22 protein-coding genes are annotated in these 21,374 nt (G+C 74.7%); 12 read left to right on the top strand and 10 right to left on the bottom strand.

The features are described from left to right. Window positions 1-5: 5 nt before the first annotated feature. Window positions 6-440 (bottom strand): aspartate 1-decarboxylase, encoded by a 435-nt coding sequence (panD, locus tag V6D49_RS22950; protein WP_340562469.1) that lies wholly within the window; start codon window positions 438-440, stop codon window positions 6-8. 363 nt (window positions 441-803) lie between these two features. Between panD and V6D49_RS22945 the strand changes: the two genes are divergently transcribed. Both V6D49_RS22945 and V6D49_RS22940 read left to right on the top strand, forming a co-directional pair. Continuing rightward, window positions 804-1,508 (top strand): response regulator transcription factor, encoded by a 705-nt coding sequence (locus V6D49_RS22945; protein WP_340562467.1) that lies wholly within the window; start codon window positions 804-806, stop codon window positions 1,506-1,508. A 191-nt stretch (window positions 1,509-1,699) separates the two neighbouring features. Next, window positions 1,700-2,266: a flavin reductase family protein gene (locus tag V6D49_RS22940; RefSeq protein ID WP_340562465.1), complete on the top strand. Its 567-nt coding sequence runs from the start codon at window positions 1,700-1,702 to the stop codon at window positions 2,264-2,266. A gap of 85 nt (window positions 2,267-2,351) precedes the next feature. Here V6D49_RS22940 and V6D49_RS22935 read toward each other — a convergent pair whose 3' ends face one another. From V6D49_RS22935 to V6D49_RS22925, 3 genes are all read right to left on the bottom strand, one after another. Then, complete coding sequence (locus V6D49_RS22935) at window positions 2,352-3,905, bottom strand: tryptophan halogenase family protein (RefSeq protein WP_340562463.1); 1,554 nt, start codon at window positions 3,903-3,905, stop codon at window positions 2,352-2,354. A 52-nt stretch (window positions 3,906-3,957) separates the two neighbouring features. Continuing rightward, window positions 3,958-4,770, bottom strand: a complete 813-nt coding sequence (locus tag V6D49_RS22930; RefSeq protein WP_340562462.1) for a tryptophan 2,3-dioxygenase family protein — start codon at window positions 4,768-4,770, stop codon at window positions 3,958-3,960. Between the two features lie 451 nt (window positions 4,771-5,221). Further along, on the bottom strand, window positions 5,222-6,274 hold the full coding sequence (locus V6D49_RS22925; protein ID WP_340562461.1) for an aminotransferase class V-fold PLP-dependent enzyme: 1,053 nt from the start codon (window positions 6,272-6,274) through the stop codon (window positions 5,222-5,224). 181 nt (window positions 6,275-6,455) lie between these two features. On the opposite strand from V6D49_RS22925, the gene V6D49_RS22920 reads away from it, so the two are divergent. The 6 genes from V6D49_RS22920 to V6D49_RS22895 all read left to right on the top strand — a co-directional run bounded on the left by V6D49_RS22920 (window position 6,456) and on the right by V6D49_RS22895 (window position 11,805). Continuing rightward, on the top strand, window positions 6,456-7,385 hold the full coding sequence (locus V6D49_RS22920) for a hypothetical protein (protein WP_340562460.1): 930 nt from the start codon (window positions 6,456-6,458) through the stop codon (window positions 7,383-7,385). Further along, window positions 7,379-8,692, top strand: a complete 1,314-nt coding sequence (locus tag V6D49_RS22915) for a sensor histidine kinase (RefSeq protein ID WP_340562459.1) — start codon at window positions 7,379-7,381, stop codon at window positions 8,690-8,692. The genes V6D49_RS22920 and V6D49_RS22915 overlap by 7 nt, the downstream gene beginning before the upstream one ends. Continuing rightward, the gene (locus V6D49_RS22910) at window positions 8,689-9,345 is read left to right on the top strand and encodes a response regulator transcription factor (protein ID WP_340562458.1); all 657 of its coding nucleotides are present in this window, start codon (window positions 8,689-8,691) and stop codon (window positions 9,343-9,345) included. Before V6D49_RS22915 ends, V6D49_RS22910 begins: the two co-directional genes overlap by 4 nt. Before the next feature lie 260 nt (window positions 9,346-9,605). After that, window positions 9,606-9,809 carry a hypothetical protein gene (locus V6D49_RS22905; protein ID WP_340562457.1) on the top strand — a complete coding sequence of 68 codons (204 nt, stop codon included), beginning with the start codon at window positions 9,606-9,608 and terminating at the stop codon, window positions 9,807-9,809. A gap of 43 nt (window positions 9,810-9,852) precedes the next feature. Beyond that, window positions 9,853-10,539 carry a class F sortase gene (locus tag V6D49_RS22900; RefSeq protein WP_340562456.1) on the top strand — a complete coding sequence of 229 codons (687 nt, stop codon included), beginning with the start codon at window positions 9,853-9,855 and terminating at the stop codon, window positions 10,537-10,539. An 81-nt stretch (window positions 10,540-10,620) separates the two neighbouring features. Further along, window positions 10,621-11,805 carry a TerD family protein gene (locus V6D49_RS22895; protein WP_340562454.1) on the top strand — a complete coding sequence of 395 codons (1,185 nt, stop codon included), beginning with the start codon at window positions 10,621-10,623 and terminating at the stop codon, window positions 11,803-11,805. A gap of 48 nt (window positions 11,806-11,853) precedes the next feature. On the opposite strand, the gene V6D49_RS22890 is transcribed toward V6D49_RS22895, so the two are convergent. Then, window positions 11,854-13,392: a hypothetical protein gene (locus V6D49_RS22890; protein ID WP_340562453.1), complete on the bottom strand. Its 1,539-nt coding sequence runs from the start codon at window positions 13,390-13,392 to the stop codon at window positions 11,854-11,856. A gap of 270 nt (window positions 13,393-13,662) precedes the next feature. On the opposite strand from V6D49_RS22890, the gene V6D49_RS22885 reads away from it, so the two are divergent. Next, window positions 13,663-15,501, top strand: a complete 1,839-nt coding sequence (locus tag V6D49_RS22885) for an endonuclease/exonuclease/phosphatase family protein (protein WP_445330581.1) — start codon at window positions 13,663-13,665, stop codon at window positions 15,499-15,501. A 15-nt stretch (window positions 15,502-15,516) separates the two neighbouring features. Here the strand turns inward: V6D49_RS22885 and V6D49_RS22880 are convergent, their stop codons facing one another. The 3 genes from V6D49_RS22880 to V6D49_RS22870 form a co-directional block, all read right to left on the bottom strand. Beyond that, complete coding sequence (locus V6D49_RS22880) at window positions 15,517-16,371, bottom strand: EI24 domain-containing protein (protein WP_340562451.1); 855 nt, start codon at window positions 16,369-16,371, stop codon at window positions 15,517-15,519. Between the two features lie 78 nt (window positions 16,372-16,449). Next, window positions 16,450-17,439, bottom strand: a complete 990-nt coding sequence (dapD, locus tag V6D49_RS22875; protein WP_340562450.1) for a 2,3,4,5-tetrahydropyridine-2,6-dicarboxylate N-succinyltransferase — start codon at window positions 17,437-17,439, stop codon at window positions 16,450-16,452. A 62-nt stretch (window positions 17,440-17,501) separates the two neighbouring features. Further along, window positions 17,502-18,485: an NAD(P)/FAD-dependent oxidoreductase gene (locus tag V6D49_RS22870; protein ID WP_340562449.1), complete on the bottom strand. Its 984-nt coding sequence runs from the start codon at window positions 18,483-18,485 to the stop codon at window positions 17,502-17,504. A gap of 79 nt (window positions 18,486-18,564) precedes the next feature. Here V6D49_RS22870 and V6D49_RS22865 point away from each other — a divergent pair, with 79 nt between their 5' ends. The 3 genes from V6D49_RS22865 (at window position 18,565) to V6D49_RS22855 (ending at window position 20,326) form a co-directional block, all read left to right on the top strand. Next, entirely contained in the window at window positions 18,565-19,167 is a 603-nt protein-coding gene (locus V6D49_RS22865) for a helix-turn-helix domain-containing protein (protein ID WP_340562447.1), read from the top strand. A gap of 341 nt (window positions 19,168-19,508) precedes the next feature. Then, entirely contained in the window at window positions 19,509-19,871 is a 363-nt protein-coding gene (locus V6D49_RS22860) for an RNHCP domain-containing protein (RefSeq protein WP_340562445.1), read from the top strand. Between the two features lie 26 nt (window positions 19,872-19,897). Further along, a complete protein-coding gene (locus V6D49_RS22855; protein WP_340562444.1) occupies window positions 19,898-20,326 on the top strand; it encodes an RNHCP domain-containing protein in 429 nt (142 codons plus the stop codon). A gap of 50 nt (window positions 20,327-20,376) precedes the next feature. Here V6D49_RS22855 and V6D49_RS22850 read toward each other — a convergent pair whose 3' ends face one another. Both V6D49_RS22850 and V6D49_RS22845 read right to left on the bottom strand, forming a co-directional pair. Continuing rightward, window positions 20,377-20,700, bottom strand: a complete 324-nt coding sequence (locus tag V6D49_RS22850; protein ID WP_191207384.1) for a DMT family transporter — start codon at window positions 20,698-20,700, stop codon at window positions 20,377-20,379. 51 nt (window positions 20,701-20,751) lie between these two features. Beyond that, window positions 20,752-21,339, bottom strand: coding sequence for a TetR/AcrR family transcriptional regulator (locus V6D49_RS22845; protein ID WP_445330658.1), 588 nt, complete (start codon window positions 21,337-21,339; stop codon window positions 20,752-20,754). Window positions 21,340-21,374 lie beyond the last annotated feature (35 nt).

The following is a 21,374-nucleotide window of genomic DNA, read 5'->3' as shown; positions in this document are numbered from 1 at the left end:
TGCGGTCAGCCCGGTCGCCCGCCGTCCGCGGGGGCCGTGCCGGACGCCGTGGCGCCGTCGGGCAGCGCGCGGGACGGGTCGTCCCCGGTCCCGACCATCTGGTTCTTGTCGTCGACGAAGACGACCCGGGGCTCGTGATCGGCGAGTTCGTCCTCGGAGAGCTGCGCGTAGCCGATGATGATCACCAGGTCGCCGGGCTGGACGAGCCGGGCCGCCGCTCCGTTGACGCCGATGACCCCGGAGCCGGCGGGTCCCTCGATCACGTACGTCTCCAGGCGGGCGCCGTTGTCGATGTCGACGACGTGGATGAGTTCGCCGGGCAGCAGGTCGGCCGCCCGCATCAGATCGGAGTCGATCGTCAGCGATCCCACATAGTGCAGGTCGGCCCGGGTGACGGTGGCCCGGTGGATCTTCGACTTCAGCATCGTCCTGAGTTTCATGGTCATCCCCGCTGAGAGGTTGCGGTCCGGCCAGCAGCATGAGCGAGGGCCGCGAGCCGCCCCAGCCCCCTTCAGAGGGGCCGATGGGGCACCGGTGACGGTGGCCTATCGGGCACCCCGGGAAGGGTGCGGGCCGTTTCGCCGGTCAGCCGTGCCCGCCCGCGCCGGACGCCCCCGGTCCGCGTGACCGGCGTCGACGCTTCTTTCGACACACCTCACCGGCACGTAAGACGATGTTTCAGGCGTTACATCTTCCGTCCGCCGGACATGAGTTATAACGTCCCCGCCAGTGGAACGCGGCGCTCCGCGCGCCGCACCCGCTTCCCCCCATCGCGTCGTTCCAACACCTGAGGAGGGTGGTCGATGAAGGAACAGGTGCTCGACTGTCATGTCATGGACCTGCACATTCCCCGCCATGCCCCGCTCCTTCTCGATGTGGCGGTCCTGCACGAGGACGAGGTCGTCAGACGGGGCCTGGAGACCCTGCTGCGGCACATGGCCGACGTCGGCTCCGTCCGTGTCGCCGCTTCGTCCGCGCTGCTCGAGCAGACCCTCGCCCACTTCACCCCGGACATCGTGCTACTGCCCGCGTCCCTGGAGACCCCCACGCTCCGGGAACTGATCCGGACGGCGCGGGAAGCCGGGACCAAGGTCCTCTTACTGCTGAGTGAACTCGACCGGTACAACGTCCGGCGGGTCAGCGGCCTGGCGGTCGACGGCTTCGTCCAGGAGTCCGGCTTGAGCGCGGACGCGCTCAACCATGCGGTCACCGAGGTCAAACGGGGCGAGATACCCGCGCCCCCGGGCCTGGTGCGGGAACTGCTGGCGGTCGTGAAGGCCGGGGAACGCCCCAGCCGCGGGCCGCAACTCACCCCCCGCGAGGAGGAGGCGCTCGCCCTGATGGTGCAGGGGATGAGCAACAAGCAGATCGCCCGCCGCCTCGGCATCTCCGAGCACGGGGCCAAGCGCCACGTCTCCAACGTGCTGGCCAAACTCAACTGCCCCAACCGCACGGTGGCCGCGGTCGTCGCCGTCCAGGCAGGCATCACGGCGGCTCCGGCACCGTGACCGGGCGGACGGGGCGGGCGGCGGCGCGGGGCACCGGGCCCGAACGGGTACCGCACTCCGGGGCCCCGCACGGCCGCTCCGTTCAACCGTCGTCCGCGGCGCCCCCGCCTCCTAGGGTGGCGTCCCGAGGAGCGGCCGGAACAGCTCCCGGCCCGGCCGACGGCAGCCCACCCGTTGCGAAAGGCGACCCCATGCGGAGCACCAGGACCGACCCTTCCGGAACCTCCGACCGGGGCGACGGCCGTGCGCCGCGCACCGACGTGGACGCCTTCCGGTCGCTCATGAGCGGCTTCCCCAGCGGGGTCGCGGTGGTGACCAGCGTGGACGGGGCCGGCGCACCGCGCGGACTGACCTGCACGTCGATGTGCGGCGTGGGTCTGCACCCGCCGAGCCTGCTGGTGTGCGTCGACAACCGCAGCGGCACGCTGCGGGCGCTGTGCGAGAGCGGAGCGTTCGCCGTGAACCTGCTGCACACCGGCGGCCGGAGGACGGCCGAGACGTTCGCGACCCCCGGACGGGACCGGTTCGCCGAAGTGGCGTGGGAGCCGACGGCACGCTACCGGGTGCCCCGGCTGACCGAGGACGCCCACGCGACGGCCGAGTGCCGGGTGCTCCGCACCCACCCGGGAGGTGACCACACCGTCGTCATCGGGGCGGTCGAGGAGGTCCTCAGCCGGCCCGGCGCACCGCTGTTGTACGGCCGACGGCGTTTCGCCGACTGGTCCCGGCTCGCGGAGCCGACCACCGGCGAGAGGTGACGTCCGCGCCGGCCGGACCACCGCCACCCCGCACGGGGCGGCGCCCGGAGCACCTTGGCCCCGGGCGCCGCCCCGCCCCCCGTCCTCAACCGTGGAGCTGAGCCAGGTACGCGTGCTGGCTGGGCAGTTCGGCGGCCAGCCGCTCGCTCTGCCGTCGCACGTCCGCGAACTGCCGATCGGCCTCGGCCCCGTCCAGCAGGTCCAGCGCCGGATGGACGCGGGCCGGGTGGTGCCCCAGGCCGAGCAGCATCACGGCGTAGGAGTACGGGTCGAAGCCGTGGTAGTACGGATAGACCGCGCCGGCGTCGGGCAGCCGGGCCTCCCATCCCCGCAGCCGCTCGGCCATCCCCTCGGGCAGCGCCCGCTCCTTGGCGGCCTTCCAGTAGGGGGTGTCGGCGCGCGCCGCGGCGCGGTAGTGGAGGGTCAGGAACTCCCGCACGCCCTCCAGGCAGCGGGCGACGCGGTCGTTGTAGGCGTCGACCAGCGCCGGATCCCAGTCCTCCCCGGGGAAGTGCTTGACCAGCTGCTCGATGCCGTGCTGGATGAAGAAGATGCCGGTCGACTCCAGCGGCTCGACGAAGCCGCTGGACAGGCCGATGGCGACGCAGTTCTTCACCCAGGAGCGCCGGTTGCGGCCGATCCGCATCCGGATGTGGTTGGCCTCCAGCCCCTCCGCACGGGGCCCGACGAACCGCCGCAGCTCCCTCTCGGCCTCCTCCGGTGAGCAGAACTGCGAGGAGTAGACGTAGCCGGTGCCGATCCGCCCGAACAGCGGGATGGTCCAGATCCAGCCGTTGTCGCGGGCGGACGCCGTGGTGTAGGGGGCCATGCCCTCGCGCTCGACGTCCGTGGGCACCCGCAGGGCCACCGCACGGTCGTTGGGCAGGACGTCCTGGAAGGACACGAAGTCCTCACCGAGTGTCTTGTTGACCAACAGGCCGCGGAAGCCGGTGCAGTCGATGAACAGGTCGCCCCGGATCTCTCCGTGCTCACGGGTGACCAGGTGGGAGATCCAGCCGCGTTCGTCCTGCCGGACCTCCACGACGTCGTCCAGGACCCGGCGCACCCCCTGCCGCGTCCCGAGGTCGGCGAGGAAGGTGGCGAGCCGGGCGGCGTCGAAGTGGTAGGCGTAGGGGAACTGGGTGTCCTGCTGGCTCATCGTCGTCCGCCGCGCCCGGTCACCGCCGTCGTGCAGCGAACGCTCGAACAGCTCACCGTCGAGGTGCTTGGGCGAGCGCTTGGCCTCGCACAGGGCGGGCAGCACGTAGCAGGCCTCGTCGAACCGCCGGCCGTCGCGGCCACCGGACTTGAGCCACCAGTCGGCGAGCGAGAAGCCGTCCGCGACCCGCAGGCGTTCGAACGGGTGGTAGAAGTGCTCGCCGGTGCCGCGCCAGTTCTCGAAGCGGATGGCCAGCTTGTAGGAGGCGTTGCAGGAGGGCATCCACTCGTGCTCGGCGAGGCCGAGGTAGTCGAAGAAGTGGCGGACGGTGCTGAAGGTCGCCTCGCCCACGCCGACGGTGGGTACGTCCGCCGACTCCACGAGGGTCACGGGCAGCCGGTCGCCGAAGGTGGCGCGCAGGTAGGTGGCCGTCATCCAGCCCGCCGTACCGCCGCCGACGATCACCACGCTGTTGACCATGCGGTCTGTCTCCTTCCGGGGTCTGCAGGCATAAGGGGGCGGCGTGCGGGACTCACCCGGCGTCTCCGCCGCTTCGGTGGTCCTCGCCCGCCGGGCCGGCGGCCAGCGTGTCGCGCGACTCCCACAGGTAGGGGAAGAAGCGGTGACGCAGGGTGCGCTCCAGGTATCCGATCTCGGTGCCCCCGGTCCCCCGGGTGGAGCCGCCGATCATGCGGCGCACCAGCGCGACGTGCTCGGTGCGCCAGCGCAGCCACAGCTCGTCGTAGTCCATGAGCTGCTCACTGAGGACGTACAGCGGCGAGGCGGCACCCTCGTCGGTGTACAGCGCGGCCCAGTCGTCCAGGCCCGCGCGGTGGGCCGCCTCCCGGTGGGCGTCGGCGACACTGCGCCGCCCCAGGTTCCGGACGACCGCCTCGGGCAGCGCTCCCCCGCAGACGCCGCGCAGATCGCGCAGGTAGCCCTCCTCCCGCAGCCCCGAGCACAGCTCCACCTCGCGGAACTGGGCGGACTGGAAGCCACTGGCCTCGCCGAGCAGGTTCCGGAAGGCGTGGAAACTGTGCGGCGGCAGGTCCCGCAGGCTGCGCATCTGGACCAGCAGCGCGGTCATCACGTCGTTGATCCGGCGCATCACCGTGCAGCACTCCGGGAGCCGGTCGGCGTCCAGCAGCACGACCATCCGCCGCAGGTCGTGGGCGAGGAGCTTGAACCACAGCTCCATCGACTGGTGCACGACGATGAAGTGCAGCTCGTCCGGGTGTTCGCTGCGCGGCCGCTGGAGGTCGAGGAGGGTGGTCAACTCCAGGTAGTCGTCGTAGGTGAGCGTGCGGTCGGCGGCTTCCTGCCGCCGGCCCAGGGCCGTCACCATGGCGTGGCTCCTTCCGTCCTGGTTCGCGTCCCGCTTTCCGCTCCGGTGCCGTGGCGAGCGCCGGTCGGACTGCGGGAGGCGTGACGGCGGTGACGGCCGGCGCCACCACCGTCGGCGCGAAGGGCCTCGCCGGCCGGCGGACCGGGCGCCACCGGTGTCGTCAGCGGGCGGAGGAAGGTCAGCCGTGCAGCGTCGGGCATACGTCTCTCCGGAGGTCGTCCGCGTCCGGCCACGGCCGGGGTGTCCGACCCTTCCCGGTCCGCGCGGCCAGGGGCAGCCCCGGTGGGAGTGGCAGACCGGACGGCTCCGACGTACCCGGTCAGGCACGCCGACCGCGTCCGGGGAGGGTTCCCGGCGACGCGGCGGAGCCCGGCGCTCCCGCGGGTCGGGGGCGCCGGGCTCCGCCGGGCAGGCCGCTCCGCGCAGGCCCGACGGCCCGCGTGGGCCCGCGCTAGCGCGCGTGGTCGGCGAGGACCTCCAGGAGGCGGTCGACGTCGGCGCCGCTGTTGTACAGGTGGAAGGACGCGCGGAGGTTGCCCGCCCGCGCGGAGACCTCGACGCCCGCCCTGGCCAGTGCCGGTGCGGCGTCGCCCAGCCCCGGCACCGCGACGACGGCCGAGTCGGCCGGGACGGGACGGTGGCCGAGCTCCGTCGCCCCGGCCCGGAACCGCGCGGCCAACTCCCGGTTGTGGGCGCCGATCGCCGCCGGGCCCAGCTCCGCGATCAGCGCCAGTGAGGGCACGGCTCCGAGGAACGGCAGGAAGGGCGGCGACTCGTCGAAACGGCGCGCGGAGCGGGCGAGGTCGTCGATCGGTCCGTAGCAGGCGTCCCAGGGCCGCTCCCCCGCGACCCACCCGGCGTGTGCGGGGACGAGCCCGCCCCCGTCCTCGGGCACGGTGAGGAACGACGTGCCGCGCGGGCACAGCAGCCACTTGTAGGCACCGCAGACGGTGAAGTCGGCGAGCTCGGGGTCCATGGGCAGCCAGCCGGTCGACTGCGTGGTGTCGACGAGCACCCGGGCTCCGGCGGCCCGGGCGGCGGCGCGCACGGCCGCGAGGTCGGCCACGCGGCCGTCGGCGGACTGCACGGCGCTCACCGCGACCAGCCCCGTCCCCGGCCGCACGGCGTCCGCCAGGCCCTCCAGGGGCGCCTGCCGCAGCCGCAGGTCGGGGCGGACGTGGAAGGGGTTGACGAGGGAGCTGAAGTCTCCGTCGGCGACGAGCACTTCGGTACCGGTGGGGAGGGACTGGGCGATCAGCCCGACGTGCACCGCCACGGCCGATCCGGTGGCGACCCGCTCGGCGGGCAGGCCGACGAGCGCGGCGAAGGCGGCGCGCGCCTCCTCGACCCGTTCGTAGTAGGCGGTCTGGTCCATGCGCGCCTCGGCCATCTCCTGGACGGCGGCGCGCAGTACGGTCGCGGTCCGGGCGGGGAAGATCCCGTGGGCGGCGGTGTTGAGGTACGTGGTCTGCGGTGCGAACTCCTGGCTCAACGAACTCGGCATGATCGCATTCTCCGGCGGCCGGGAGCCCGCTGTCCATGGCGATTATCGTTCGGCGTTCCCCAAGCCGTCCTTATCCCCGCAGGTCAGCCGCGTGAACGACGCCCGTTTCCCCCGCGCGGGGGAGGCGGATCGGCGTCCGGCAGGAGGTGGGGCGGGGGTCTCCGGGGCCAGAGTCGTCACCATGGACAGACTGCTTCGGCTCCGCCCCGCACTGTGCGCCCTGACGCTCCTCGCCTGCCTGCCCTACCTGTCGCTCAAGCTGGCCTGGACGGCCGGCGGCGAGGTCGGCATCCCGGCCGGGAGTCCGCTCCTGGAGCCCGGGTCGGCCGGGGTCATGGCGGCCGTCAACGGGGCGACGCTGCTCATGGACGCCGGCGTCGTCGTGCTGGCCCTCGCCCTGACCCGCCCGTGGGGACGGCGGCTGCCCGCGCCGCTGCTGCTGGCACCGCTGTGGGTGGCCTCCGGGCTGCTGGGACCGGTGCTGCTCAGCACGGTGCTGGACGCGGTGCTGAGCCTGGGCGCGGCCCGTCCGGCGCCGCCCTCGGAGCCGTTTCTGGACCCCTGGGTCTTCACCGTCGTCTACGCCGGGTTCAGCCTCCAGGCCCTGGCGCTGGGCGGACTGCTGGCCGCCTACGTCGGGCAGCGCTGGGGTGCGCGCCTGCGGGGCGGCGGCACGGACCGGGAAGCGGCCGGGCCGCGCCGGCTCGCCGTCCTCGCGGTGGTGCCGGCCGCCGTCGCGTTCACCGCCCACCTGGGGCGGGGGCTCGGGGCGGGCGAGGGGCGGCCCGTCACCGTCAGCGTCGTGATGGCCTGCGCGGCGCTGTCCGCCGGGGCGGGAGCGCTGCGGCTGGGGCTGCGGCCGCGGGGCCCGTGGCGGAGGGCGGCCGTGGTGGGCACCTGGTGCGGCGGAGCGGCCCTCGCCGCCTGGGGTGCGTGGTGGCTGCTCGTGCCGCTGATCGACGCCCCCGTCGCCACGGCCGACGGCCCGTCCGCGCTGTGGCGGCTCGCCTATGCTGCACAGGTGATCACCGGTCCTGTGACGCTGGCCGTGCTGGCGCGCGTCACCGCCCATCGCCCGGAGCCCGTCCGGCCAGGGCGGCCGGGATGCTGAGCCCTCCGGGCCCCGGGCCCGGCGGACCGGGGGCGGCGGGGCGGGCCGGGGCGGTCCGGACGCGGGCCGGAGCGCGTCGCCTCGCCCTGCGCTGGGTGCACCTGCTGCTGGGCGGCGCCCTGTTGATGCCGTTCTTCCTCCTCTCCTCCGTCCTCGTGGGGCTCGCCACCGGCGCGGCGAGCGTGCCGGTGGCGAGCGTCCCCGGCCAACTGGCCGCGTACGCCCTCGCCCTGCCCGGCGCCGCCCTCGTCGGCCTCTCCCCGCTGGTGCGGCCGCTGTCGGTGACGGCGGTACGGGCGCTGGGCGGCGTCGCTCCCGAACGGCTCGCCGACACCCCGGCCCGTTCCTGGTCGGCGCGGCGGCGCGCGGCGGGCTGGTTCACGCTGCACACCGGCGTCGGCGCCCTCGTCAGCGGTGCGACGCTGGCCGGCCCGCCCGCCACGGTCGTGCTCGTGGCCACGCCCTTCTCCGCCGCCGTGCGCACGTCCCCGCTGGGCTGGCCGGTCGGCTCCGCCCCGTGGCTCGGCCCGGCGGCGGGGCTGCTGCTGCTCGCCGTACCGGTGGGTGCGGCGGCGGGTGCCGGACGGCTGCTGGCGCGGTGCGCGCCCGCGCTGCTCGGGCCGACCCCGGCCGACCGGCTCGCCGCCGCCGAGGAGCGGGCCGAACGCCTCGCGGTGCGCAACCGGCTGGCCCGGGAACTGCACGACGCGGTCGGTCACGCGCTGAGCGCGGTCACGCTCCAGGCGGGTGCTGCGCGCCGGGTGCTCGACCACGATCCGGCGTTCGTCCGGGAGGCGCTCGCGGCGATCGAGACCACGACGCGGGAGGCCGTGGCCGAACTCGACTCCGTGCTCGGCATGTTGCGGGAGGAGGCCGAGGACGCGGGGGCGGAGCGGCGCGCCCCCGCTCCGACGCTGGCGGCCCTGCCGCCCCTGCTGGCGCACGTGCGGGCCGCCGGGGCCGAGGTCACGGTGCACGCGCCGGAAAATCTGGACGCCGTACCGGCGGTCGTCTCGCGCGAGGCGTACCGGATCGTGCAGGAGGGGCTGTCCAACGCGTTGCGGTACGCCGCTCCCGGCCCGCCGGTACGACTCGAACTGACGCAGAAGGGCGAGCAGTTGACCATCACCCTCACGAACGCCGTGCCGGGAGCGGCGCGGCGCGGGCACACCGACGGACGCACCGGCGGGCGCGGCCTGCGCGGCATGGCCGAACGGGCGGCGCTGCTCGGCGGCACGATCGAGGCGGGTCCGTGCGAGGACGGCTGGCGCGTCGCGGCGCGGCTGCCGCTGCGGGGTGCGCGATGAGCACGACGCGGATCGTGCTCGCCGACGACGAACGGCTCGTGCGGGGGGCGCTGCGGGCCATCCTCGGGTGCGAGCCGGACCTGGAGGTCGTCGGCGAGGCGGCCACGGGGGCCGAGGCCGTGTCCGTGGTGCGCGAGCTGCGCCCGGACCTCGTCCTCATGGACGTGCGGATGCCCGAGGTCGACGGCATCCGCGCCACGGAGCGGCTGGTGTCGACCCTGGACCCACCGCCCCGCGTCGTCGTGCTCACCACCTTCGAGAACGACGCGTCCGTCTACGCGGCGCTGCGGGCCGGGGCCAGCGGCTTCCTGCTCAAGCGGGCCGCCGCGGAGGAGCTGGTGCGGGCGGTACGGCTGGTCGCCCGCAGCGACACCCTGCTCTTCCCCGCAGCGGTACGGGCCCTGGCGGCCCACCACGCGCCCGGCCCCGGGGACACCCTCACCCCCCGGCTCAGCGCCCGGGAGGCGGAGGTGCTGCGGCTGATGGCCGAGGGCCTGAGCAACGCGGAGATCGCCGAGCGGCTGACGGTGGGCGCCCAGACGGTCAAGTCCCACGTGGCGGCGGTGCTCGCCAAACTGGGTGCCCGGGACCGCACCCAGGCGGTGATCACCGCGTACGAGCAGGGCTTCGTCCGCCCCGGTGGACGGGACTGAGCCGCCTGCGACGCCCGACGCGGATACCGGGACCGCACGCCCGGAGTACGGAGCGGGGCCGAAGACCCCTCCCCCGATTGCCACAGGTCACCCGAACGCCGTAACGGCGATCCTGAGCTGCGACGACGCCCCGGCACCCGGCCCGCCGGGCGGCGAAACGCGGACGGGCCGCACCCGATCGCCTCGCGGCGGCCCCCGGCGCCCGGTTTCCTCGGCACATGAGTGCCGAACCCCGGCCTGGTGCTGAAGGAGTGAGCAGGATGCGCCCAGCCCGTGCCCTGACCGGTCTCGTCCTGTCCATAGCCGCCCCGGCGGCGTCGGGGCTCACGGCGGCGCCCGCTCTGGCGGCGGACGCGTCGGTGAGCGGCGACGCCACCGGGTCCCTGGCCGCCGCGGCGGTGCTCGCCGTGGGGGCGGCGGGCGGGAGCTGGCTGCTGCACCGGCGCGATCGGGACCGGCCCTGAGCGGCTGTGACCGAGCACCGTCGAGGACCCGCCGGAGGACGCGATGGACCGAGCACAGCGCCGCCGCGAGACGATCGCCGCGACCCTGACGGCCGTCGGACTGTGCGCCGGAGTGTGGCTCATCGACCACAGCCCGCAGGAGGAGCTGCCCCCGCAGCCCACGCCCGAGCAGGCCGTCGCTCCCTCCGAACGCCCGGAGACCGCCGCCGGCTCGGGCGCCATCGTGCCGCTGCCGCCCGCGGAGCCCGTGCGGGTGCGCATACCCGGCGTCCGGGTCGACGCGGCCGTCATGCCGCTCGGCCTGGAGGAGGACGGCAGCCTGGAGGTGCCCCCGCAGGACGCCGTGAACCTCACCGGCTGGTACCAGGGCGGGGCGACACCCGGCTCCCGGGGGACGGCCATCATCGCCGGGCACGTCGACAACGCGGCGGGTCCGAGTGTCTTCTACGGCCTCGGGGCGCTCACGAAGGGGGACACCGTCTCCGTGGACCGGGTGGACGGGCTGACTGCCGAGTTCCGCATCCACGCCATAGAGGTCCACGACCGGGACGCCTTCCCGGACGACAAGGTCTACGGCCCCTCCGAGCGCGCCGAGATACGGCTCATCACCTGCGGCGGCGGCTACTCCAGCACGGAGGGCTACCTGGGCAACGTGGTCGTCTACGGCCATCTGACGGCCATCACCGTCACCCCCGACACCACCACGGCGGCCGCCCGTACGCCGGGCTGACTCGGCGTCCTGGCCCGGTCCCGGTCGCCACCCCGGAGGAACCGTGCCGCTCGGCCGGTCGTTACGACGGGCATGACCGCAATGACTCCTGGCTCGAACCTGCCCCTCTCCGCGGCCCGGGTGGCCGTCGACGTCGCCGCACCGGTGCGGCTGGACGTGTCGGGCCTGCTGATCACCGCCGACGGCAAGGTGCGCTCCGACGCCGACTTCGTCTTCTACAACCAGCCCTCCGCCCCGGGGGTCTCGCACAGCGGCGGTGGCGGTGGCGGTACGGACACCATCACCGTCGACACGGCCGCCGTCCCCGCCGAGATCGAGAAGGTGGTCGTCACCGCCAGCCTGGACGCTCCGGGGGCCACCTTCGCGGGGACGGAGCCGACCGGCACGGTGCGGGACGCCGCGTCCGGCGCGGTGGTGGCGACGTTCACCCCGCCGCAGCTCGGTCCGGAGACGGCGCTGGTCCTGGTGGAGGTCTACCGGCGCGGCGGCGGCTGGAAGGTGCGGGCCGTCGGCCAGGGGTACGCGAACGGTCTGGCGGGCATCGCCACGGACTTCGGGGTCACCGTCGAGGAGCCGGCCCCCGCCGCCCCGCCGGCCCCGGCCCAGCCCGCACCGCCCGCACCACCGGCCCAGCAGGCGGCCCCCGCGCCGCCGCCCCCGGCCCAGCCCGCACCGCCCGCTCCGGGCGCGGGGAAGATCAACCTGGACAAGGGCCGCGTCGACCTGCGGAAGAACGAGACGGTCTCCCTGGTCAAGAACGACCGTCCGGTGCTCGGCGCCCTGCGCATGGGGCTCGGCTGGGAGCCCGCCTACCGGGGCCGGGACATCGACCTGGACGCCTCGGTCATCGCCTACGACGCCAACCGCAAGCCGATCGACGTCTGCTACTTCGGCAAGCTGAACATCCTGCGCGGCGCGATCCAGCACTCCGGCGACAACCTCACCGGAGAGGGAGCGGGGGACGACGAGACGATCACCGTGCACCTGGACGGCCTGCCGCCCGAGGTCACGGGGCTGGTCTTCACCGTGAACTCCTACCGGGGGCAGAAGTTCAGCCAGGTGGCCAAGGCGTACTGCCGGCTGCTCGACACCGGCGGCCAGGAGCTGGTGCGCTTCGACCTCACGGAGTCCGAGCCGCGCACGGCCGTCCTCATGGCCAAGTTCGTCCGGCAGTTCTCCGGCGAGTGGGAGATGACGGCGCTCGGGCAGTTCCTCGACGCCCGCACCGCCCGCTCCCTGCTCAAGCCCGGCGGCCAGGCCCTCTGACCGCGTGCGGTGGCGGTGCCGTACCCGGCACCGCCACCGCTCCCCGGCTCAGGCGCGGCGGGAGCGGGCCTTGTAGGCGGCCTTGCGGGCCGCCTTGGCGGCCGTCCGGTCGGGATGCACCCGGGCCATGGCCTCCAGCACCTGCGCCGTGGCCGGATGGTCGACGCGCCACGCCTTCTCGAAGAACCCGCTGTGCTGGGCCACGAGCCCGGCCATCAGTTCGCTCAGCTCCGGGGAGGCGGCCGTGGGGTCCCCGGGGTCCAGCTGGGCGGCGAGGGTGTCGACGGTGAGCCAGAAGATCAGCTCCTCGTCGGGCGGCGGCACGTCCCGCGCGCCCCGCTCGGCCAGCCACACCCGGGCGAGCCCGCCGAGCTCGGCGTCGGGCAGCACGGCGCGCAGGGCGGGCTCGGCCTCGGCCCCGACCAGCGCGAGCCCCTGCTGGCACAGCAGCCGGCGGCGCGGAGCCAGGGCGTCGGCCCCCCGTGCGGCGCTGAGCAGCTCCTCGGCGGCCTCCGGGACGGGACGACCCACGAGCCACTGCTCGAGCTCCGCCTGGGCCAGCTCCTCGGGGTAGCCGGACGCCGCGCCGAGCAGGGCCGCCGCGTCCGCCTCCTTCAGGTCGCCGACGAGGGGTGCGGTGAACCCCGCCTGCAGCAGCCGGGCCCGCTCCCCGTGCACGCCCAGTGCGGTGAGGCGGACCATGCCGTACCGCGACAGCTCCTCGTCCTCCACCTCCTGTGTGGGCAGCGGCTGTTCGTCGGCCTCCTGGAGCAACTCCTCGTCCATCGGGCGGTACTCGATCGCCCCGGCCGCCTCCAGGCCGCGCAACTGTCCGTCCAGCCGCATCATCACGTCCGAGACCTCCTCCAGGACGGCGTCGGAGGGCTGCTGCGTGCCGTCGGGGTCGTCGGGCAGGACGAGTGACGCCGCGAGCACCGGCAGCGGCACCATGGCGCCCGAGGCGAGCGACGGGTCGGTGGCGGTGAGGAGGTAGAGGTTGCCGAGCGCGTCGTCGAGCAGGTCGGCGGACTCCTCGGCCTCACCCTCCAGCGTCCGGGGGTCGAAGGCCTCGGGGTCGAGCGTGCCGTCCGCACCGGCCGCGTCCGCCAGCGCGTCGGCCAGCAACTCCTCCATGGGACGCAGGGCCGCGAGGCTGAGGGCCACCTGCCACACGTCGCGCCACAGGTCCAGGACGTCGGCGGGGCCGCCGGAGGTGAGCAGCTTCACGCTCTCCCCGGTGACCGCCACCTCTCCCGCCGCCGCGTCGTCGACCGGTCCCGCGTCGGCGTCGGCGTCGGCGTCCTCGGCGGGCACGACGGCGGCCAGCCCCGTCTCGGTGGCGACCTGCCAGGCGTCGGCGAGCTCCTCGCGCCCGTCCGGTGTGGCGTCCAAACCGAGCAGGTCGAGCGCTTCGGCGACCCTCGCCTCCGGGAGCTCGCCGCCCACCGTCAGGCGCACGCCGTCACCGGCCCACCGGGCGAGCGCCACGGCCCGGTTCAGCAGCGGCACGGCGAGCGCGTCCCGGGCCAGCTCTGCCTCGGCGGGCAGCCGCACGGGCGGCATGGGCGGACGGTCGTCACCGGTCATCGGCGTCGGGCTCCTCAGCGGGAAGCGGAAGGGTGGACGGTACGCACGGTGAGGGACAGGAGCCCCGGTGGTGCGCGGCAGTTGTCAGCCGGTGAACCAGCCTAGCGCCGCGTCGGCCGGTCCTCGCCCGAACGCGCGCATCGCCCCGGGTTCACCGGTCCGCCCGTTCCGGGCCACTCCGCGTGCCTTGACATCGTCCCAGCTCTGGGCGATTTTTACGCGCGTAGAAGTCCCCCGCACCACCCCCATCCCGTCCCGGAGGGACCGCACTTGACCACTCGACACCTCTCCCGGCCCACCGTCACGCTGGCCGCACTCACCGTCGCGGCCGTGACCTCGACGCTGCTCGGGGCGAACGCCTCGGCGTCCGAACCCGGCGGGGCCTCCGCCGTGCGCATCCACGACATCCAGGGCGACACCCGGATCAGCCCGCTCGTCGGCCGCCAGGTCGCCGACGTCCCCGGCGTGGTGACCGGCGTCCGGCCGTACGGCTCGCGCGGGTTCTGGTTCCAGGACCCGCGTGGTGACGGCGATCCGGCCACCAGCGAAGGCGTCTTCGTCTTCACCGGCAGCACGCCCACGGTCCGCCCGGGCGACGCGGTGCGCGTCAGCGGCCGGGTCGGGGAGTACTACTACGGCGGTACCGGCTCGGGCAACCAGTCGGTGACGCAGATATCCGGCGCCGACGTCACCGTCGTCTCCTCCGGCCTCCCGCTGCCCGCCCCCGAGGTGCTCGACGAGGACGCCGTGCCCGAGCGGTACGCACCGCGCGGCGACGCCGCCGACGGCGGCATCGAGGACCTGCGCCTGCGACCGGGCCGGTACGCGCTGGACCGCTACGAGTCCTGGGAGGGCATGAACGTCCGCGTCGACGACGTGCGCGTCGTCGGAGCCACCTCCCCGTACCACGACCTGTGGGTGAGCATCGAGCCGGAGCAGAACCGGACGGCGCGGGGCGGCACCCGGTACGGGGGCTACGACGAGCAGAACTCCGGCCGGCTGAAGGTCACGTCGCTGACTCCGATTTCCGAGCGCCCGTTCCCCACCGCCGACACCGGCGACCGCCTGTCCGCCGGCGAGGGCCCGCTCGACTACGACCAGTTCGGCGGCTACCTGCTGGCCGCCCGCGAGCTGGGCCGGGTGACGGACGGAGGGCTGCGCCGGGAGGAGACGCGCGCGCAGCGCCGGCACGAGCTGGCCGTGGCCACCTACAACGTCGAGAACCTCGACCCCGGCGACCCGCAGGCCACGTTCGACCGCCTCGCGGAGGGCATCGTGCGGAACCTGGCCGCGCCCGACATCGTCGCCCTGGAGGAGATCCAGGACGACTCCGGCCCCACGGACGACGGGACGGTCACGGCCGACGCGACGCTGCGCAAGCTCACCGACGCCATCGTCGCGGCGGGCGGCCCGCGCTACGCGTGGCGCGGCATCGCGCCGCAGGACAAGGAGGACGGCGGCCAGCCCGGCGGCAACATCCGCAACGTCTTCCTCTTCAACCCCCACCGGGTGTCGTTCGTGGACCGGGGCGAGGGCGACGCGACGACCGCCACGGAGGTGTTCAAGCGGCGCGGCAAGGCCGCCCTGACCCTCTCCCCCGGCCGGATCGACCCGCTCGACGTGGCCTGGGAGGACAGCCGCAAGCCGCTGGCGGGCGAGTTCCGCTTCCGCGGCCGTCCGGTGATCGTCGTCGCCAACCACTTCGCGTCCAAGGGCGGGGACCAGAGCCTGCACTCCCGCTTCCAGCCGCCGACCCGGTTCTCCGAGGAGCAGCGGGTGCGGCAGGCCGAGGTGGTCAACACCTTCGTCAAGGACGTGCTGGCGGTGCAGCGCAAGGCGAAGGTGGTCGTGCTCGGCGACATCAACGACTTCGAGTTCTCCCCGACCACCGAGGCGCTGACGGACGGCGGCGTCCTCTCCAGCGCGGTGTACTCGCTTCCGGCCGAGGAGCGCTACACCTACGTCTACCAGGGCAACGCGCAGGTGCTCGACCAGACGCTGGTCTCCCCCGGCATCCGCCGCCACGACTACGACATCGTGCACACGAACGCCGAGTTCGCCGACCAGAGCAGCGACCACGACCCGCAGGTCATCCGCTTCCGCCCGTAACGGGGCGACAGCGGGTCACCCGTACGGGCCCGGCCGTCCCTGGGGGCCGCCGGACCCGTACGGCGCCGTGACGGGCGGCCCGTAGGGCCCCGGCCCTGCGGCGCCGTCGCCGGGCGCGGGGCGCGGGCGCGCCCCCTCGCCCAGCACGTCGCGGGCGAGCAGCGTGGCCCCGGCCACCGCCCCCGGCATCAGGAAGACGGCGACGAACGGCACGAGGAACGCGGCGGCCAGCGGCACGCCGAACCCGAGGACCAGCGCCTTGCGCCGGCGCAGCACCCGCATCCGCTCCCGCACGGGCAGCCCGCGCCGCTGCATCGCCACCGACGACAGCTCCACGGTGAGGAAGAAGCCGGAGACACACAGGCCGACCACGGGAACGACCGTCTGCCCGACGAAGGGCACGAAGCCCAGCAGGAACAGCGGGATCGCGAAGACCAGCGCCCACATCAGCACGTAGAGGCTGTCGCAGGCCGAGATCCACAGCTCGCGCCACAGCGGCCGGTCCGACCCGGCGGGGCAGCCGCCCTCGTCCTCCTCGACCTTCTCGGAGAGCTTCTCGTAGAAGGGGTCGCCGATGAGCAGCGTCACGGCGGTGAAGGTGAGGACGGCGAGCAGCAGCCCGCCCGCGAAGAGGATGACGCCGACCGAGACGCGCAGCGCCGTCCGCCACGCCGCGCCCCAGTCGTCGGCGAACGGCGTGGCCCACTGCGCGATGTCCCCGGCGTACACCCCGAGCGCGACCAGGGCGGCCAGGTAGAGGACGAGGGCGATGGCGGCCGGGATCAGGCCGAACCCGTACCATCGGCCGTTCCGCGCGACCCAGCCCTGCCCCTTGCCCAGGCAGCGCGCCCCCGTTGCGAGATCACTCATGGCCGCCAGCGTAACGGCCCCGGTGCCCGGCCCCGCACGGGCCGGGCACCGGGGCCGGGAACGGGCCGCCGCCGCTGCTCAGTTGTGGCTGTGCAGGGCCTCGTTCAGGCCGCCCCAGGAGCCGCTGCGGGGCAGGGCCTCCACGGCGCCGCTGGTGGAGTTGCGGCGGAACAGCAGGTTGGTGACACCGGACAGCTCCAGCGCCTTGACGACCTGACCGTCCGGCAGGCTGACGCGCGTGCCCGCCGTGACGTAGAGGCCGGCCTCCACGATGCAGTCGTCGCCCAGCGAGATGCCGATGCCCGCCTCGGCCCCGAGCAGGCAGCGCTCGCCGATGGTGATGCGCTGCTTGCCGCCGCCGGAGAGCGTCCCCATGATCGAGGCGCCGCCGCCGATGTCGGAGCCGTCCCCCACGACGACGCCCGCGCTGATGCGGCCCTCGACCATGGAGGTGCCGAGCGTGCCGGCGTTGAAGTTGACGAAGCCCTCGTGCATGACGGTGGTGCCCTCGGCGAGGTGGGCCCCGAGCCGCACCCGGTCGGCGTCCCCGATGCGCACGCCCTTCGGCATGACGTAGTCCGTCATGCGGGGGAACTTGTCGACGCTGGTGACGTTGAGCTGACGGCCCTCGGCGCGCGCGGCCAGCCGCACGTCCTCCAACCGGTCCACCGGCACCGGCCCGAGGCTCGTCCAGGCGACGTTGGCCAGCAGCCCGAAGACGCCGTCCAGGTTCAGCCCGTGCGGGCGGGCCAGGCGGTGGCTGATGAGGTGCAGCCGCAGGTAGGCGTCGTGCGCGTCGGCGGGCTTCGCGTCCAGCGAGTCGATGACGGTCCGCACCGCGACGGTCTCCACGCCCCGCAGCGGGTCCGGGCCGAGGGCACGCGGGGCGGCCTCGCCCAGCAGTTCGGCGGCCTGCTCGGCGCTCAGCCGCTCGGTACCGGCCGGGCCGGGGGCGTCGGCCAGCTCGGGGCGCGGGAACCAGGTGTCGAGGACGGTGCCGTCGGCGGTGACGGTGGCGAGCCCGGCGGCGACGGCGCCGGTGGTACGGGTGGTGGCTGCTTCGGTCATGGGGAGAACCTAACGTTCCCCGCCGCCGCCCCGCGAACCGGTCTCGCCCAGTGACCGGCCGCTCAGCCCCGCCGCCCGGGGCCCGCCGGGCGGGAGGCGCGGTGGGCCTCGACGGCCCGGCGGGTCTCCTCGGCGACGAGGTCGGCGTTGATCTGCGCCGCCGCCGCGGCTCCGGCGGCCGCGGCGCCGCCGACCTGGGCGGACAGGTCCGTGACGTTGCCCGCCGCCCAGACGCCCGGCACGTCGGTGCGGCCGGTGGCGTCCACGGGCAGGTGCTCGCCGGCCCCCGAGGGGTGCTCCACGGGCTTCAGGCCGAGCCCGGCCAGGAAGGCGGCGCGGGCCTCCATGCGGGGCGCGACGGCGAGCGCGTCCCGGCCGACGCGGGTGCCGTCACCCAGCCGGACTCCGACGAGGCGGTCCTCGGCGACCTCGACGGACGTCACCTCGCCCGGCACGACGCGCACGCCCCGCGCCGCCAGCCGCTCCGCCTCCTCCCCGCTCGGTGGCGGCATGGTGTGCGGGAGGAAGAGGACGTCGTCACTCCACTGGCGCAGCAGCAGCGCCTGGTGCACGGAGAGCGGGCCGCAGCCGAGGACGCCGAGGGCCCGGTCCCGCACCTCCCAGCCGTGGCAGTAGGGGCAGTGCAGGACGTCGCGGCCCCAGCGCTCGCGCAGCCCCGGGACGTGAGGCAGCCCGTCGACGAGGCCGGTGGCGACCAGGACGCGGCGCGCACGGACGGTCGGCCCGGCGGCCGGCGTCACCCGGAAGCCGTCGGCCTCGCGGGTCACGGCCAGGACCTCCGCCGACACCACCCGGCCGCCGTACCGGCCGACCTCCTCCCGGCCGCGCCGCAGCAGCTCGCCGGGCGGCACGCCCTCCCGTCCCAGCAGCCCGTGCACGCCCTCGGCCGGGGCGTTGCGGGGCGCACCGGCGTCCAGCACCAGCACGTACCGGCGCGCGCGGGCCAGCATCAGCGCGCCGCTCAGCCCCGCGGCGCCGCCGCCGAGCACCACCACGTCGTAGGAGTCGCTCAGTTCCTCGGTCATCGTGACCACCTCCACGGCCGACGATGCGCGCCGCCGCAGGGGCTGGCAAACCTCCTTGCCGATCTGGCAAACTGACCCCATGGCCTCCACGGAAGACGGCGACGACCTCGGGCAGGCACTGGACGCGGTCGGGCCCCGGCTGCGGGCGCTGCGGCGGCACCGCGACACGACGCTGGCCGAGCTCGCCGCGCGCACCGGCATCTCCGTCAGCACGCTCTCCCGGCTGGAGTCGGGGTCGCGGCGGCCCAGCCTGGAGCTGCTGCTCCCGCTGGCCCGGGCGCACGGCGTCACCCTGGACGAGCTGGTCGACGCGCCGCCCACCGGTGATCCGCGCATCCACCTGCGGCCGGTGACCCACGGCGGCATCACGAGCGTGCCGCTGACCCGCCGGGCCGGGGGCATCCAGGCGTACAAGATGGTGCTCCCCGGCGCCACCGGCCACCGCGAGCCCGATCCGCAGACGCACGAGGGCTACGAGTGGCTCTACGTGCTCAACGGGCGGCTGCGGCTCGTCCTCGGCGACCGGGACATGGAGCTCACTCCCGGTGAGGCCGCCGAGTTCGACACCCGGCTGCCGCACTGGTTCGCCGCGTCGGGCGCCGAACCGGTGGAGCTGCTCAGCCTCTTCGGCCGCCAGGGCGAACGCGCCCACCTGCGGGCCCGCCCCCGGGCGCGGGACTGACGGCGTCGGGCCCGCCGGGCACGCTCACCGGCGGCCGGGAAAACCCGTGGCCGCCGCCGCGCGGTGTGGCTACGGTGGGCGGCGCCCCCTGTCGTCCACCGGGCCGGTGGCCCTGAGGAGTAGTGTCTTGATGCCCCGCACCGCGCCGAGCGCGCCTCGCCACGCCGCATAGCACCGTCCCGCCGCCACGGCTCCCCGTGGCGCGGTGGACGCCCGCTGCGGCGCCCGTACCGCCTCGCCCCGCGCTTCCCCGTGGAAGCCGTGGTGCGCGGCCTCCCGTCGAGGACCGCTCGGCCGGCTCTTGCTGTCATCACCGGCTTTCCCAGCAAGGAGCATCCCGGGTGTCCAACAAACCGCACAACACCCTCACGATCGACACCTTCACCTGCGCGTGGTGCGGCCTCACCGTCACCACGGCCGCCGCCGACGGCGCACGGCGTGAACACTGCCCCTCCTGCCTGCACTCCCGGCACGTCACCGATCACCTGGAGGGCGGGCCGAGCCGTTGCCGGGGGCGGATGACGCCGATCGCCATCGCCGTGCTGCGCACGGGTGACTGGCAGGTCGTGCACCGCTGCGTGCGCTGCGACGAGCTGACCGCCGGCCCCGTCCAGCCCGACGACAACCAGCTCATCCTCATGCGCATGGCGGTTCGCCCGCTCGCCCAACCGCCGTTCCCGCTCGAAGCCCTCGGCAGCCTGTGACGCGGCGGGGAAGGGGAGAAGCAACCATGCCACGACGCAATCCGTCACGCGGGCGGGGCGGGGCGGACCGCCGCCCCCAGCGGCACAAGGACGTCCTGCACGGCTCGGGAGGCCACCGGGCCGACGCCTTCCGGTGCGTTCACTGCCGCCTGGAGGTGTCCCTCACCGCTCCGGGCACCGTCCACCGCAACCACTGCCCGCACTGCCTCACCAGTCGGCACGTCGACCGCCGGGTCCCCGGCGACCGTGCGTCCGGCTGCCGGGGACGCATGGAGCCGCTGGCGCTGAGCACCCGGCCGGACGGTGAGTGGATGATCGTCCACCGGTGCCTGAGCTGCGGGGAGCTCGGCGTGAACCGCATCGCGGGCGACGACAACGCCCTCGCCCTGGTGCGGATGGCGCTCAGGCCGCTCCGGGACACCGCCCGGGCCGGCCGCACCCTCATGGCCCTGTAGGGAGCGGGGCCACCCGGCGGAGGACCGGCGGGTGGCCCCTGGGCGGGTACTCAGTGGGCGCCGCCGCCGAGGTTGAGGACGACGACGCCGACGACCACCAGCGCGATGCCCAGGATCCGGGTGAACGTCACCGGTTCGTCGATGAAGACCATGCCGATCGTGGCCACGGCGGCGGTGCCGACCCCGGCCCAGATCGCGTAGGCGGTGCCGACGGACATCGTCTTGAGCGCCTGCGCCAGGAGCACGAACGCGATGAGGTAGCCGACGACCGTCCCCAGCGAGGGCCACAGCCGGGTGAAGCCGTCACTGAACTTCATCGAGGTCGTGGCCAGCACCTCGGCGAGAATCGCCGCTCCGAGCGTCAAGTACACCATGCCGCCGATCGTACGGATCACCGCGCGCGGCGAGGACCGCGGCTCGTGGCGTCAGGAGTGGCGCAGGGAGGCCAGCAGCCGCTCCAGCGCGCGCTGGGTGTCGGCGAGGTCGCCGGGATCGGCGCTGTCCGCGAGCCACAGGGCCGCCTCGTTCATGGCGCCGGACAGCAGCCGGGCCAGCGGGGCGACGGGCTGGTCGGGGAGGACGCCCCGCGCGACGAGATCGGCCAGCGCCTCGTGCAGGTGCCGGGCGGACGCGGCCTCGTCCATCGTGCGCCAGGTGTGCCAGCCCAGCACGGCGGGCCCGTCGACGAGCATGATCCGCTGGACGCCGGGGCTCGCGGTGACGTCGAGGAACGCCGCGCAGCCCGCCGTCAGCCGGTCCCACGGGTCGGGCTCGGCGTCGGCCGAGGCGGCGACGCGGTCCCCCACCTCCTCCTGCACCTCGGCCAGGACGGCCCGGAAGAGGTCGGCCTTGCCGTCGAAGTGGTGGTAGAGGGCCCCTTTGGTCACTCCGGCCGCCGCGACGACGTCCGCCAGCCCGACCGCCGCGTAGCCCCGCTCCGCGAACAGCCGCCGGGCCTCGTCCAGCAGCGCCCGGCGGGTCCGGTCCCGCTGCCGTGCCCGCACCGTCCCCACACGCGTCACCCTCTCCTTTGACATACCGATGGTAT

The sequence above is a fragment of the Streptomyces sp. GSL17-111 genome (assembly GCF_037911585.1).
Taxonomy (GTDB): Bacteria; Actinomycetota; Actinomycetes; order Streptomycetales; family Streptomycetaceae; genus Streptomyces.
Note: the sequence above shows the minus strand (reverse complement) of the source record. Positions and strands in the feature narration are given on the sequence as shown.